9 protein-coding genes are annotated in these 14271 nt (G+C 71.6%); 1 reads left to right on the top strand and 8 read right to left on the bottom strand.

Going from position 1 to position 14271, the window contains the following annotated elements:
* Positions 1-50 precede the first annotated feature (50 nt).
* On the top strand, positions 51-674 hold the full coding sequence (locus tag DFQ13_RS03120; protein WP_181399809.1) for a maleylpyruvate isomerase N-terminal domain-containing protein: 624 nt from the start codon (positions 51-53) through the stop codon (positions 672-674).
* Between the two features lie 504 nt (positions 675-1178).
* Here DFQ13_RS03120 and DFQ13_RS03115 read toward each other — a convergent pair.
* From DFQ13_RS03115 to DFQ13_RS03080, 8 genes are all read right to left on the bottom strand, one after another.
* Positions 1179-2072: a LysR family transcriptional regulator gene (locus tag DFQ13_RS03115; RefSeq protein ID WP_110078706.1), complete on the bottom strand. Its 894-nt coding sequence runs from the start codon at positions 2070-2072 to the stop codon at positions 1179-1181.
* Positions 2073-2135: 63 nt separating this feature from the next.
* On the bottom strand, positions 2136-7877 hold the full coding sequence (locus DFQ13_RS03110; protein ID WP_181399808.1) for an RHS repeat-associated core domain-containing protein: 5742 nt from the start codon (positions 7875-7877) through the stop codon (positions 2136-2138).
* A gap of 252 nt (positions 7878-8129) precedes the next feature.
* A complete protein-coding gene (locus tag DFQ13_RS03105; protein ID WP_110078704.1) occupies positions 8130-8621 on the bottom strand; it encodes a hypothetical protein in 492 nt (163 codons plus the stop codon).
* 37 nt (positions 8622-8658) lie between these two features.
* Positions 8659-9681: a LacI family DNA-binding transcriptional regulator gene (locus tag DFQ13_RS03100; RefSeq protein ID WP_233427766.1), complete on the bottom strand. Its 1023-nt coding sequence runs from the start codon at positions 9679-9681 to the stop codon at positions 8659-8661.
* The gene (locus DFQ13_RS03095) at positions 9678-11090 is read right to left on the bottom strand and encodes a GH1 family beta-glucosidase (protein WP_110078703.1); all 1413 of its coding nucleotides are present in this window, start codon (positions 11088-11090) and stop codon (positions 9678-9680) included. Before DFQ13_RS03095 ends, DFQ13_RS03100 begins: the two co-directional genes overlap by 4 nt.
* Positions 11087-11950, bottom strand: coding sequence for a carbohydrate ABC transporter permease (locus DFQ13_RS03090; RefSeq protein WP_110078828.1), 864 nt, complete (start codon positions 11948-11950; stop codon positions 11087-11089). The genes DFQ13_RS03095 and DFQ13_RS03090 overlap by 4 nt, the downstream gene beginning before the upstream one ends.
* Positions 11951-11958: 8 nt before the next feature.
* Entirely contained in the window at positions 11959-12906 is a 948-nt protein-coding gene (locus DFQ13_RS03085; RefSeq protein WP_233438254.1) for a carbohydrate ABC transporter permease, read from the bottom strand.
* Positions 12907-12948: 42 nt separating this feature from the next.
* Positions 12949-14226 (bottom strand): ABC transporter substrate-binding protein, encoded by a 1278-nt coding sequence (locus DFQ13_RS03080; RefSeq protein WP_110078701.1) that lies wholly within the window; start codon positions 14224-14226, stop codon positions 12949-12951.
* Between the last annotated feature and the right edge of the window lie 45 nt (positions 14227-14271).

The following is a 14271-nucleotide window of genomic DNA, read 5'->3' as shown; positions in this document are numbered from 1 at the left end:
CCCGGCACCCTGCCGGGAGCCGGACCCCGTGGCAGGGTGGGGCAATGCGAGTGGACCACGCTGACGGACTCACGGCGTTCCTGGCGGCACTGGACTCCTTCGACCGCGTGTGCGAGTCCCTGACCGACGAACGCGCCCTCAACCCCAGCCGCTGCCACGGTTGGGTGGTCGCCGACGTCCTCGCCCACGTCCACCTGGGACTCCAAGAACTCCTGCTCGGAATGCAACACACCACCGGTGCGGAACCGACCACCGACGCCGCCGACTACTGGCGGGCCACCCCACCCACCACCGACCCCGACGCCGAGGGGATCGACGGTCTGGTGTTCGCCCGCCGGATCAGCGCCGCCTACCGCAGGCCCACGGGTCTGATCGGACACCTGCGCCCCACCCTGGAGGGCCTGGCCCGCGCCGCCGACCGACTCGGCGACACGGCGGTGGAGTTCCAGGGCCACGTCCTCACCAGCGGCGACCTGTTGGCCACCTGGGCGGTCGAACTGGCCGTGCACCACCTCGACATCACCGACGAACCGCCCGCCGAACCCGCCCTGCGCCTGGCCGCCGCCACAGTGCGGGCACTGGTGGGCGAGCCCCTGACCGGCAGCGACACCGAGATCGTCCTGGGCGGAGCGGACCGCATCCCCTTCGGCGGCAGACCAGCCGTCCTCGGCTGAGCCCACCCCCAAACCCGACAACCACCCGCGCAGCCGCCACGATCACCCCCGATACCGGCGGCCCAACGGCCAGCCGCCCGGGACCCCAGCGGCGCAGCCGCCGACCACCCCCACGACCGCCGCCCGGCGGCCGGCCACCTGGAACCCCACCGTGCGCAGCCGCCGACCACCCCCGCAACCGCAGGCCCGACGAGCAACTGCCCGGGTGGGTGGATTCGCTTGGGTGGGGGTGGCGATCATGTGACAGCCTCTCCGGGCGGTGGGGCATCTTTTCAGCCCCACCTGACACGCTGGAGCACATGATCGCCGTAGGGGCCCCCACCCAAGCGAATCCACCCAGCCGGGCACCCCACACAAATCCCCGGTTCTTCACACACAGCAGGCGAATCCACCCAGCCGGGCACCCCACGCAAAATCCCCGATTCTCGCCACACAGCAAGCGAATCCACCCACCCGGGCATCCCCACAACATCCCGGGCTTTCCCAAGGAGCAAGCAACACCGATCAGCCGCGCTGCACCGCCCGCCGCCCAGTGGTCATGGCCTCAGCAGCCGCGATCACAGCAGTGACCAGCGGCGAGGTGTCATCAGCCCGCCACACCAGGTGGAACCGGTGCTCAGGCCCCTGCTCCCGCAACGGCACCACAGCCACCCCCGGGTGCAAGACCTCATCCTCGTGCGGATGCACCAAAGCAGAACCAACCCCGGCGGCCACCAGGGCCAACTGCTGGTCCTGCTCCTGCAACCGGTGGTGCCGCCACACCGGAGCCACCCCGTGCTCGGCCAGGAACCGCACCGTCGCGTCGTGCACCGCAGGCCCCACCTCCCGCTCGGTCAGCAAGAACCCCTGCCCCTCGAACTCCGCCAGCCCGATCTGCTCCCGCCCCGCCAACGGCCCGGGCGAAGCGACAGCCACCTGCCGATCCCGGTAAGCCCCCAGAACCAACGACTCCACCCCCTCCTCCGGCAGCGGGTCCCGCACCACGGCGAACGAGACCTCCCCGCGCCCCAGCGACCCGAGCGCCCGCACCCCCCACATCGACTGCGGTTCCACCTCCAACCCCACCCGGTCCCGCTCCACCCGCGCGACCAGCCCCCGGACCAGGTGCGCCGAGCCCGGCACGTAGGCCAGCGCCACCGACCCGGACCACCCGTGCCGCAACGATTCCACCAGCGTGGTCACCCCGCGCACCGCCGCGAGCGCCGCCAGCGCGCCCGCTTCGAGCCGGGTGCCGGTCTCGGTCAGCCGCACCCGCCGCACGGTCCGCTCGAACAGCCCGAGCCCGGTTTCCCGTTCGACCTCGCGGGACCACCGGGTCAGCTCCTCCAGCCCCACGCCCAACCGCTCGGCGGCGCGCCCGAAGTGCTGGGTCTCCGCCACCGCCACCAAGAACTCCATGTCCCGAACGTCCACAACCGGTGACGGTAGCAACAGGCCGGGGCCGCGTGGCACCCGCGACGCTCACGCCGAGTAGGCGCGCGTGCCGATCCAGTCGGCCAGGCTGTCGGTGCGCATCCAGTAGGTCTCCTTGGCGGAGGCGGAGTCGGCGATCTTGACGTAATCGCCGCCGCGCGTCGCCCCGACGACGGCGATGTAGTGCCCGCCGCTGTAGGTGTGGGCGCTGTTCTCGTCGTCGGAGATGTCGTTGCCGGTGCCGGCGATGTTGGCCACGATCGGGTGGTTGCGTTCGACGATGTCGTAGACGACGTCCGCGCGCAGCCGCGATTTCTCCGCGTCGGTGGCCATGCTGCCGGGAATCCACTTGGTTTCGTAGAAGCTGCTCCCCGTGGCCTGGTTGAGCATCCTGGTGGTGTACTCGGCCGTGGGGGTCTGCGCGAGGTCGACGATGTCCATCATCGACGCCAGCGCGTTCTCGGTGTAGACGTTGTCGATGTCGTACCCGAGCGCGCTCAGGGCGTTGCGCACCGAGGCCGGACCGCAGTAGTCCCCGCTGTCCTGGTCGTTGTAGTCGATCTCCAACTCCACCCTGTCCTGGTCGCACGGGGCGCCGGAGTCGTCGTGGCAGTCGAGGCCGCTCTTGTCGGTGTGGTTCACCGGGTCGTTCGCGGCGTAGGCGTAGCGGTTGAGGCCGATGGTGTCCTCGCCGTCGACGACCGGGTTGGGCGAGATGAAGCGGCCGAGCACCGGGTCGTAGTAGCGGGCGTTGAGGTAGACCAGCCCGGAGGCGTCCTGGCGCTGGCCGGTGAAGCCGCGCGGCTCGGTGGCCAGCGACCCGCCGGAGGCGGTGATCTCGCCGAAGGCGGCGTACTCCTTGCGGTGCACCTCGGCCCCGGCCGCGTCGGTCTCGGCCTGGATCGAGCCCTGCTGGTCGGTGTGCACCCAGTACGTGCTCGCCCCGTCCTTGCGGGCCGCCAGGACGCCCGCGATCGAGACGTACTTGGTCGTGGTGCCCGCGGTGACGTCGACCTCGTACCCCTCGCCCAGGTGGCGGTGGGTGCCCGTGCCGTCCGACTGCTGGATTCGGGTGCCCTCGGCGTCGTAGGTGTGGGTGGTGGTCACCCCGGACCGGGTGACCGAGGCCAGCAGGTTGTCCCCGTCCCAGGTCAGCTCGCGGCCGGCGCCCGAGGTCATCAGACCGGCCCCGTCGTAGGCGTAGGTGTTCGCACCCGCGGTGGTCACCGCGTGCGGGTGCGCCGGGTCGTAGGAGTAGTCGCCGACGCGGGCGTTGGCGGTGATGTTGCCGATCCCGTCGTAGGCGAGGGTCTGGCCGCGCGCCGCGACGGCGCCGTTGGTCGCCGTGGTGAGCTGGCCCGCCTCGTCGTAGGCGTAGGTCCAGCGCTCGTTCGGGAACGGGCTGTCCACCCGGGTGATCTTCCCCTTGGCGTCGCGGGTGTAGGTGGTGTCCTGGATCGTCGTGCCGCCCGCGGTCGTGGAGATGCCGGTGAGCCAGCCGCGCCGCGGGTCGTGCGGTCGGGTGGTGACCGTGCCGTTGGCGTTGTCGACCCGGATCAGCTCGCCCGCGGCGTCGTAGCGCGCCGAGGTGACGTAGCCGGGGATGGACACCAGCCGCCCAGCGGCGTCGTAGCGCAGCGGGTCGGCCGCGGTGCCCTGCGTGTCGCCGTCGGGGTAGGTGGTCCACAGCGGTCGGTCGGCGGTGTCGAAGCCGAACCGGAAGGTGTAGCCGGTGCCGTCGATCGTGCGCACGCCCTTGACCACGCGGCCGAGGGCGTCGTGGTCGGAGGTCTTGGTCCCGGCGCCGTCGGTCATGGTGGTGACCTTGCCGATGTTGGCGAAGCCCGCGCGGACCTCGTCGTGGGTCCAGGACGCGGTCACGGCGCCCGGGGTGCCGGTCCTGGTGGTCTTGCCGGTCTTGCGCCCGAGGGCGTCGTAGCGCAGGGTCGTGCGCTGGCCCTTGGCGTCGGTCTGGGCGGTGAGCTGCCCGGCGGCGTCCCACTCGTAGGTGGTGGTGCCCGAGTCCGGGTCGACCATCCTGGTCGTGCGGCCGAGGGAGTCCACGTCGTAGCTGATCACGTAGCCGGACGGGTCGGTCGAGCGGATCAGGTTGCCGCGCGGGTCGAAGGTGTAGTTCGCGGTCCTGGTGGCGCCGCCGACCACCTGTTCGCTGGCGACGCGCTTGCCGTGGGCGTCCACCCGTTCGGTGGTGGCGTGGCCGTTCTCGTCGGTGTCGGTCCTCGACCACGGGCCGTAGCTCGTGGTCTGGGTCGCACCGCCGGGCAGGGTCACCCTGGTCGGGCGGTCGAGCGCGTCGTAGTCGGTGGTCGTGGGGTGGGTGGTCGGCTGCGGCCGGCCTGCGACCCAGTAGTAGGCGGCGGTCTTCGAGGCGACCTGCCCGCGCGCGTTGTAGGCGGTGTCCACGTGGATGTCGCCGGTGGCCGCGTCCGGTCCCTTCTCGACGGTGCGCCACGGCCGCTGCGCCCCGTCGACGTAGCGCCTGCTCCACCGCGGGGCACCCGTGCCGTCCGCCGCGGGCCGCTCGACCTGCTCGTGCTGCGTCGCCGCGTTGCCGAGGTCGACCCACCGGCGGCGCTCGAACCGGCCGCCGGGTTCGAGCTTCTCGGTCGGCCTGCACAGCGCGTCGTAGGCCACCGTGGTCGCCTGGCCGTTGAGGTCGGTCACCCGGGTGGGCACGCCGCAGCCCGCGTCCCAGGTGGCGGTGACCTGCTGGGACAGGGCGTTGGTCTCCGACGTCTGGAACCGGTGGGCCGGGTCGTAGCCGAGGGTGGTGCGGGCGCCCAGCTCGTTGACCTCCGCGGTGAGGTTGCCCCGGGCGTCGTACTCCTTGCCGGTCTCGACGAACGAACCGGTGGTGGAGAGCCACTTCCCCCTCTTCGTCTCCAGCCCGGCCGACGGGGCCTGGTTCCAGGTGCCCGCGCCGTCGTAGGAGGTGCGGGTCTCGGTGAGCTTGGCCCCGCCGCTGCCGACGCCTTCGTACGTGATCACGTCGGCGGGCTTGTCGACGATGTAGGCGGCGGTGTTGGGCACGAACGCGGTCGTGGTGGTGCGCTCGTCGCCTGCCGCCTCGTTGTCGCCGTGCTCGACCTGCCGAGTGACCTCGCCGTAGGCGTTGTACTGCCGGGTCGTATAGGTGCGCTTGCAGTCCGCGCCGGGGCAGGCCGCGCCCGCGTGGGCGGTCTGCCAGGTGCCGGTGGGCAACGACGTCCTCGGCACCGTCGTGCCGTTGGTGGTGTACTCGTGCACTGTCGAGGCCAGCAGCGCGCCGTCACCCGCGCGCCGGTCCACCCGTTCCACCGCGCCCGCCGCGCCCAGGTCCTGGCGGAAGGTCGTCTCGGTGGAGGGGCATGTCGTCTCCCCCGCGATGCAGGGCTGGGTCTCCCGCTGCTGGCGGAACCCCAGGAACTGGCGTTCGGCCCGGTCGTAGGCCCCGCCCGCGTGCGTGTAGCCGGTGGTCGCCACGCCGCCCCGGCCGTCGTCCACGGTCACCGCCGAGGCGGTCTGCACCAGGGTGGGGTTGTTGGTGTTCGGCCACGCCGACGACGGGGTGTAGGCCACCTTCGTCGTGCCGCCCCAGCCGTTGGTGCGGGAGGTGAGCAGGTCGGGCACCGCCCCGCCGATCCCCCAGACGCGGCGGCCCTTGCTCCCGCCGAAGTTGGCGTTGTACAGCTCGGTCATCTCATCGAGACCGTCGCCGTTGACGTCCACCGCCAGGAACTCGCTGGTGCACTTGCCCTTGCTGCAACTGAACTGCGCGATCGAGGTGTCGGTCGCGCCCTCGGCGAAACCGCCGCCGGTGGACAGCCAGATGCGCCGCTTGGTGGACAGCCCGTAGGGCGACAGCTCGATGAGGTCGTCGCGCTTGTCGCCGTTGACGTCGGCGACGAGTTGCCGGGTGGTCGCGGCCGAGGGCATGGCGCCGTCGGTGGCGGCCAGCACGAAGCTGTAGCCGGTGGAGATCCAGGTGCGGCGGGTGTACATGGCGAAGTACGGGTACAGCTCGACCATGTCGGTCTTGCCGTCGGCGTTGACGTCCAGCATCAGGAACCGGCTGCCGGTGCCGTCGGCGGCAGGCGTGCTGAACTGCATGCCGGTGTCGATGGCGCCGGAGACGAAACCCGTGCCGTTCGACAGCCAGATGTGCCTGCCGCCCGCGCCGAGGCCCGCCGGGTACAGCTCGACCAGGTCCTGCCTGCCGTCGCCGTTGACGTCGGCGGGGTGGACCAGGTGGTCGGCGCCGGAGCCGATGCCGGTCTCGTTGGAGGAGGCGAGGGCGAAGCCGGTGCCGGTGGACAACGAGGTGGCGCGGCACAGGTGCACCGGGAACAGCCCGCAGGTGTACAGCTCGACCACGTCGGACCTGCCGTCGCCGTCGACGTCCATCGCGAAGAAGCGGGAGTCCGCGCTGAAGCGGCCCGCGGAGTTGCCCGTGGCGGGCTGCCGGACGAAGCCGGTGCCGTCGGAGAGGTACAGGCGCCTGCCCCAACTGAACCCGTTGGGGAAGATCTCGATCAGGTCGGACTTGCCGTCGCCGTTGACGTCGCCGGTGAGGAAGCGCGTGTCGGTGCTGAGCCCGATGCCGTCGACCCCGTTCGACGCCAGGGTGAACCCGGTCCCGTTCGAGAGCCAGGTGTGCCGCTCGTAGGACGACCAGGACGGGTACAGCTCCAGCATGTCGGTCCGACCGTCGCCGTTGATGTCCATCGGCAGGTACCGGGAGTCGGCCTTGTAGCCCATGCTGGTGTCGTTGGCGCCCGCGGCGAACGCGGTCGTCGCGGTGGAATAGGCGCTCCTCAGCGCGGGCAGGCTCGTGCCGCCGGTGACGGTTCCGGCGTCGTCCAGCACGGCGTCCTTGCCGAACTGCTGCACGCCGGTCAGCAGTGACCGCCCGGTGGTGCTGACGGTGTAGCCCAACCGGTACGTCCGCAGGCGGTTGCCGTCCACGCTCACGTCGATGGTCTTGACCCGGCCCCGGAGGGTGGTCAGCGCGCCGTTGCCGATGGCGGCCTGCTCGGTGTCGGGCCGGGTCTCGTAGCGGAACGCGATGGTGGTGCCGTTGTAGGCGATCGAGTCGACGTACTCCCAGCCGCCGCCGAACAGGCTGCTCCCCCAGGTGTAGGTGACGGTGTTGCCTACGGTGTCGACGACCTGGCTCAGACCCCAGCGGAACACCAGGTCGGTGCCCGCGGAGTAGACCGGCGCGTAGACCCGTCGCGTGCCGTCCTTCGCCGTCACGGTCCACCGGCCGGCGGCCCCGGTGCCGGTCAGGGCGAACCTGGCGTAGCTCTCGTTCTCCGTGGAGTGGGTGCCACCCGTCGTGCAGCTCGGGCTCGCGCTGCCCGTGGCACAGGGGACCAACTCCTCACCACCGACCACGAACACGTCCGTCGCGTCGTAGCGCGGTGCTCCCCGCCCCGCCCCGGCCCGCTCGATCTCCCCGACGCCGTCCACCCGCCAGCCGACGCCCACCCAGCCGTTCCCGCCGGAGGACTCGTAGCCCAGCGACAGCTCGGGGGTGATCCCGTGGAAGGCCGGGACCGAGATCGGGATCTTGTCGCTGAACGCCCCACCGGGGGTCACCTCCCAGGTCCTGTCGGGGACCTCGGGTGCCCGGGACTTGGCGGCGTCGGCGAGCGGGGTGCGTTCCTCCGCCGCCTCCGGCTTGTCGGTGGGCGGGGGCAGGGCCACGGCCGCCGTCGCGGTCCCCGTGGCGATCACGATGGCCAACACCACGCCGCGCAGCGCGCGCCCGACACCCACCGACCTCATCGGCTGACACCTTCGTGCTCGGAGTGAGTGGACCTTCCGCCCCATGCGATGGTGCCGCCGGGATTCGACCGGAGGTGATGCTACGACGCGGGACAACCGCCCGGAAGAGGTCAACTCGGCCAGGCGCGTGAACATGGTGTGACCACCCGGAAGGAGTAGTCCACCAGCATGGACGTCACGCTTGGCGAGTCCCGGAGTCGCCTGGTACCGCCACCCGACCCGGCCTCGGCGGAGACTGCTGCCGGTGCGCCCTCATCCCCGGCACAGGTCCGCGGGCGCGGGCGTCGCATCCAGGAACCAGCGGCCTCCGGACTCCCCGATCGGCCAGGCGAAGCACTCCGCGCCCGACGGGGTCCGAGCGGAGAGCCGGAGGTACCGGTGGTCGCGTTCCACGATCCGCGCGTCCACCCCGGAGACACCCGCCCACCGGTCGACCAGAGCCTCGGCGTGGTGCGAACCCGCTGTCCGCTCGTGGAAGAGCGCTTGCACCCGCCCCGCATCATCCGAGGTGAGGGCGTCGACCACCGCCGCGCGCAACCGCTCCGGGGATTCCTCACCTCCCCGCGGTGCCGTTGCTATCTGAACCGTGACCACGGTCATCCACGCGAGGAAGGCCGCCGAGATCGCCGCCATTCCCGTCCGGGCCTTCCTGGACATGATTCGCCCGCTGCCACGGCCCACGACCACCCCCGTTGCCCCACGCTCGCTGTCCACGCTGTCCATGACCGTCGCTGTCACGGTCATGACCCATCCTCGCAGGCCGTGGTCGTCGCAGCACCGCTCAGCTTGACTCGCGGACCACCAGTTCGGTGGGCAGCAGCATCGACAGCGGCAGGTTCTCCTCCCCGGAGAGCTGGGCCAGCAGCCGCCACGCCGTGGTGCGGCCCAGTTCCTCCACCGGTTGGCGGACCGTGGTCAGCCTCGGGGTGGTGGTGGTCGCCAGCACCGAGTCGTCGAATCCGACCAGGGCGATGTCGTCGGGGACGCGGATGCCCTCGGCGGTGAGGTGGCGCAGCGCACCGACCGCCAGCAGGTCGGCCGCAGCGAACACCGCGTCCAGGTCGGGGTGCCCGGCGAGCAGGGTGGCCATGGCCGCCGCGCCCGCCTCGACGGTGAAGTCGGCGTGGGCGACCGCGTCGGTGCGGTGGCCCAGCTCGCCCATGGCGCGGCGCCAGCCCAGGAGGCGGTCGATGCCCGCGCCCATGTCCTGCGGGCCCGCGATGGTGCCGATCCGCGTGCGGCCGGTGGCGGCCAGGTGGCGGGTGGCGGCCAGGGCGCCGCCGAGGTTGTCCGCGTCCACGTGGGCGACGGTGGTGGCGGCCAGCGGGCGGCCCAGCAGCACCACCGCCACCCCGGAGTCGGCGAGGCGCTGGGGCATCGGGTCCATGCCGTGCAGGCTGACCACCACGGCGCCGTCGACGTGGCCCGCGGCCAGGTACTGCTCCAGCCGCTCGTGGTCGCCGCCGTGGCTCATCATCAGGACCAGTTGGCGGTCCGCGTCGGCCAGGGTGGCCGACACGCCGCGCAGCACCCCGGCGAAGAACGGGTCGCCGAAGACCCGTTCGCCGTCCTCGGAGACCACCAGGGCGACGGTGTTGGTGCGCCGGGTGGCCAGGTTGCGGGCGACCTGGTTGGGCACGTACCGGGTGGCGGCGATCGCCTCGACGACCGCCGCCCTGGCCCGGGGGCTGACCCCCGGGGCGTTGTTCACCACCCGCGACACCGTCGACCGGGACACCCCGGCGATCCGCGCGACCTCCTCCAGGGTCGCCGCGTCGCGCTCCCCCGCGTCCAGTCCGCTCACCACACCTCCGCGCCGCCGGGTACCCGGTTGTCCGCGGCCACCTTGGCATACCACCGGCCGCTGCGTTTCACGGTGCGGACCTGCGTGGCGTAGTCGACGTGCACGATGCCGAAGCGCTGGGCGTACCCCTCGGCCCACTCGAAGTTGTCCAGCAGCGACCAGGCGAAGTACCCGCGCAGGTCCACCCCGGCGGTGACGGCCGCGTGCGCGGCGCGCACGTGCCCGTCCAGGTAGGACACGCGGTCGTGGTCGTCGACCTCGCCCCCCACCGGCTCGTCGTCGTAGGCGGCGCCGTTCTCGGTGATGTACCAGGCCGTTCCCGGGTAGTCGCGGTCCAGGCCGACCAGCAGCTCCGTGAGCCCCTCCGGGCGCACCTCCCACCCGAGCGCGGTCACCGGCAGGTCGCGCGGCGGGAACACCAGGTCCTCGCTGCCCGGCCACGCCCCGCCCGCCCGCTCCCCCGCGCCCGCCGCGGCCACGTGGTGGTCGCGGTAGAAGTTGACCCCGACGAAGTCGACCGGGGCGGCGATCACCTCCTCGTCGCCGGGGCGGACGCACCCGGCCAGGCCCAGGTGGCGCACGTCGTCGAGGACGTCGGCCGGGTAGGCGCCGCGCAGCACCGGGTCGAGGAACAGCCGGTTCTGCAACCCGTCGACCCGGCGGGCGGCGTCGGCGTCGGCGGCGGAGTCCGACGCGGGCAGCACCGGGAACAGGTTGACGGTGATCCCGGCGACCGCGTCGCGCGCGTTGGCCCTGATCACCGGCATGGCCAGGCCGTGGGCCAGGAGCAGGTGGTGCGCGGCGGCGAGGGCGGCGGACGGGTCGGACCGGCCCGGGGCGTGGGTGCCGGAGCCGTAGCCGAGGAACGCCGAGCACCACGGTTCGTTCAACGTGGTCCACATCGAGACCCGGTCACCGAGGACGGCGGTGGCGGTCTCGGCGTACTCGGCGAAGCGGGCGGCGGTGTCGCGGTGCGCCCAGCCGCCCCGGTCCTCCAGGGCCTGCGGCAGGTCCCAGTGGTAGAGGGTGGCCACGGGGGTGATCCCGTTGTCGAGCAGGTGGTCCACGAGCCGGTCGTAGAAGCCGATGCCCGCCGGGTTGAGGTCGCCGCCGTCGGGCCGCACCCTGGGCCAGGAGACGGAGAACCGGTAGGCGCCCAGGTTCAGCGAGCGCATCAGCGCCACGTCCTCGGCCACCCGGCGGTAGTGGTCGGCGCCGGGGTCACCGGTGTGCCCGCCCAGCACCCGGCCGGGCTCGCGGCAGAAGGTGTCCCAGATGGACGCGGTGCGCCCGTCGGCGGTGGTGGCACCCTCCACCTGGAACGCGGCGGTCGCCGCGCCCCAGGTGAAGCCCGGGGGGAACTCCAGCGCACCGGTGGTGGGTTCGCTCTGCACGGACAACGGTTTCATCCCTTCACGGCACCTTGCATGATCCCGGCCACGATGTGGCGGCCGAGCAGGAGGAACACGACGAGCACGGGAACGGCGGCCAGGGTGGTCCCGGCCAGCACCAGCGAGTAGTCCACGTAGAACCCCGACTGCAGCCGCTCCAGGGCCAACTGCACGGTCGGGTTGTCCGCGTCGAGCACGACCAGCGGCCAGAGGAAGTCGTTCCAGCTCGTCATGAAGGTGAACATGCCCAGGAACGCCGCGGCCGGGCGGACCGCGGGCAGCACCACGTGCCAGAACACCCGGATCATCGAGCAGCCGTCGACCCTGGCGGCCTCGACCAGTTCGAACGGCACGGCCTCCACGGTGTACTGGCGCATCCAGAACACCCCGACCGCGGTCACCAGGTTGGGCACGATCACCGCCTGCAACCCACCGGCCCAGCCCAGCTCGGACATGGCCAGGTACAGCGGGATGATGCCGAGCTGGGTGGGCACGGCCAGGGTCGCCACGACGAACAGGAACAGCCCGTCGCGACCGCGGAAGCGCAGCTTGGCGAAGGCGAACCCGGCCAGCGTGGAGAACAGCACGGTGGTGAGGGTGACCGTGCCGGAGACGACGACGCTGTTGCCGAGCGCCTTCCAGAACGGCACCGAGTCGAACACGCGCTGCGCGTTGGCCAGGAAGTTCCCGCCCGGCAGCAGCGGCGGCACCTTGTCGGTGAGGATGCTCGCGTCGCGGCTGGCGACGAGGAACGACCAGTAGAACGGGAACGCGGACCCGGCGGCGAAGGCGAGCAGCAGCCCGTAGGTCCAGAACCGGGCGCGGCCGCCGGAGGAGCGCTCCTCGCTCCGCGCGGACCGGCGCAGGGCGCGCGGCAGGGTGGTGGTCACCGGTCACCCCCGGAGTCCGCCAGGCGCCGGGTCAGCAGGAAGTTGACCAGCGCGATGACGATGATCACCAGGAACAGCACCCAGGCGATGGCCGAGGCGTAACCGAGCTGCTGGGTCTCGAACGCGGACTGGTACATGTAGAGGGTCACCGTCTGGAACTGGTTGGCCGCGCCGCCGTTGTTGGACCCGGGCATGGCGTCGAACAGCTTGGGCTCGGTGAAGACCTGCAACCCGCCGATGGTCGAGGTGACCACGACGAAGATCAGCGTGGGGCGCAGCAGCGGCAGGGTGATCGACCGGAACCGGCGGAACGCGCCCGCGCCGTCGACCGTGGCCGCCTCGTGCAGGTCCTTGGGGATCGCCTGCATCGCGGCGAGCACGATCAGCGCGTTGTAGCCCGTCCACCGCCAGTTCACCATGACCGCGATGGCCGCGTGGCTGGAGAACCGGTCGGCCTGCCAGTCCACCCGGTCCAGGCCCAGGGTTTCCAGGACGCCGTTGACCAGGCCGTACTGCGGGCCGAACAGGTTGGCGAAGATGATGCCGAGCGCAACCAGGCTGGCCACGTACGGCAGCAGCACGCTGATCCGCCAGCCGGTGGGCGCGCGCAGCCGGGTGTTGAGCAGCGCAGCGAGCCCGACGGCGATGGTGATCTGCGGGACGGTCGAGAGCAGGAAGATGCTGAGCGTGTTGACCAGCGACTTCCAGAACTGCTCGTCACCCATCAGGTCGAGGTAGTTGCCCAGCCCGACGAAGGTGGGGCTGTCGTCGAGCAGGTCGCGGTCGAACAGCGACAGGTACCCGGTGTAGAGCAGAGGGAACAGCCCGACCACGGCGAAGACGAGGAAGAACGGGGCGATGTAGAGGTAGGGCGAGACCTTGTAGTCCCAGTGGGTGAGCCGGTCCCGCCAGACCTGGCGGGGCGGGCGCCCCGGCTCCCGCACGGGTGCGGGAGCCGGGGACTGCCGGGTGTCGGCGGCCACCCGCTAGCCCGCGATCTTCTTCGCGCCGTCGACCACGCGCTGCCAGCCCTCGGCCTGGCTGGTGCCCTGCTCCACGGCCTGCAACGCCGGGGTGGTGACGGTCTCCTGGATGCGCCCGTCACCGGGGCCCTTGTACTGCGGTTCGGCGACCTTGCCCGCCTGCTCGGCGAAGAGCTTGCCGGACTCGACCCCGCCGAAGTAGGCGTCGGTGGCCGTGATCAGTTCCGGCGCGGACAGCGCCTTGACCTGGCTGGGGAAGTTCCCGGTCTTGACGAACGCCTTGACCTGCTGTTCCGGCGCGGTCAACCAGGCGGCCAGCTCAGCGGCCTCCCTGGGGTGCGCGCTCTGCTTGGGCACGGTCAGGTACGACCCGCCCCAGTTGCCGCCCCCGCCGGGGAACGCCGCGGTGACCGCCCACTTGCCCGCGTTCTCCGGACCCGCCTGGCCCTTGATCACGCCGAGCATCCACGCCGGGCAGGTCTTGGTGGCGAAGGCGGCGGACTTGAAACCGGAGTTCCACTCGTTGGAGAACGCGGTCAGCTTCGCCGACTGCCCGCGGGCACCCGCCGCGGTGACCGCGTCCCAGTTCGCCCGGATGTCCCGGTTGGACTCGATGTCCAGGCTGTCGGCGGTGGTGAAGAACCCGGTCGGCAACTGGTTGTGCATGGCGTTGAAGATCTGCGCGTCGGAGTCGAACCACGCCTTGCCGGTCCCGGCGACGTACTGGTCACCCGCGGCGAAGTAGGACTCCCAGGTCGCGAACAGCGGCTTGACCGCTTCCGGGTCCGATGGCAGGCCCGCGGCCTCGAACAGGTCCTTGCGGTAGCACATGGCCAGCGGCCCCACGTCGGTGCCGTAGCCGATCAGCGCGCCGTTCTTGTCCGTGCCCGCCTTGTACTTCCAGTCCAGCCACCGGTCGGCGGTCACGTCCTTCGGCCCGATCTCGGCCAGGTCGTTGAACAGCCGCGACTTGGCCAGCACGTCGGAGAGGTGGCCCTCCTCGACCGCGACCACGTCCTCCAGGCCCCGGTTGGCGCCGAGCTTGGTGAACAACTGCTGGTGGTACGGGCCGCCCTGGCCGGTCTTGTTGTGCTTGATCGTGATGTCCGGGTGCAGCCGCTGGTACTCGACCAGGAGGTCTTCGTAGCCGAACTCGGTGAACGTGCCGATGCTCAGCTCGACCTTCCCGTCGGCACCGGTGTCCGCGTCGCCCGCGCCGCACGCGGCCAGCGTCCCGCCCACGACCGTGATGGCGACTGAAAGGGCCACAGCCCTCCGCATTCGTTGGCGCACATCAACCCCTCGGGGTCTCTGCCGGGTTCGTCA

The sequence above is a fragment of the Actinokineospora spheciospongiae genome (genome assembly GCF_003182415.1).
GTDB lineage: Bacteria > Actinomycetota > Actinomycetes > Mycobacteriales > Pseudonocardiaceae > Actinokineospora > Actinokineospora spheciospongiae.
This window is presented reverse-complemented; position numbering and strand designations above follow the sequence as displayed.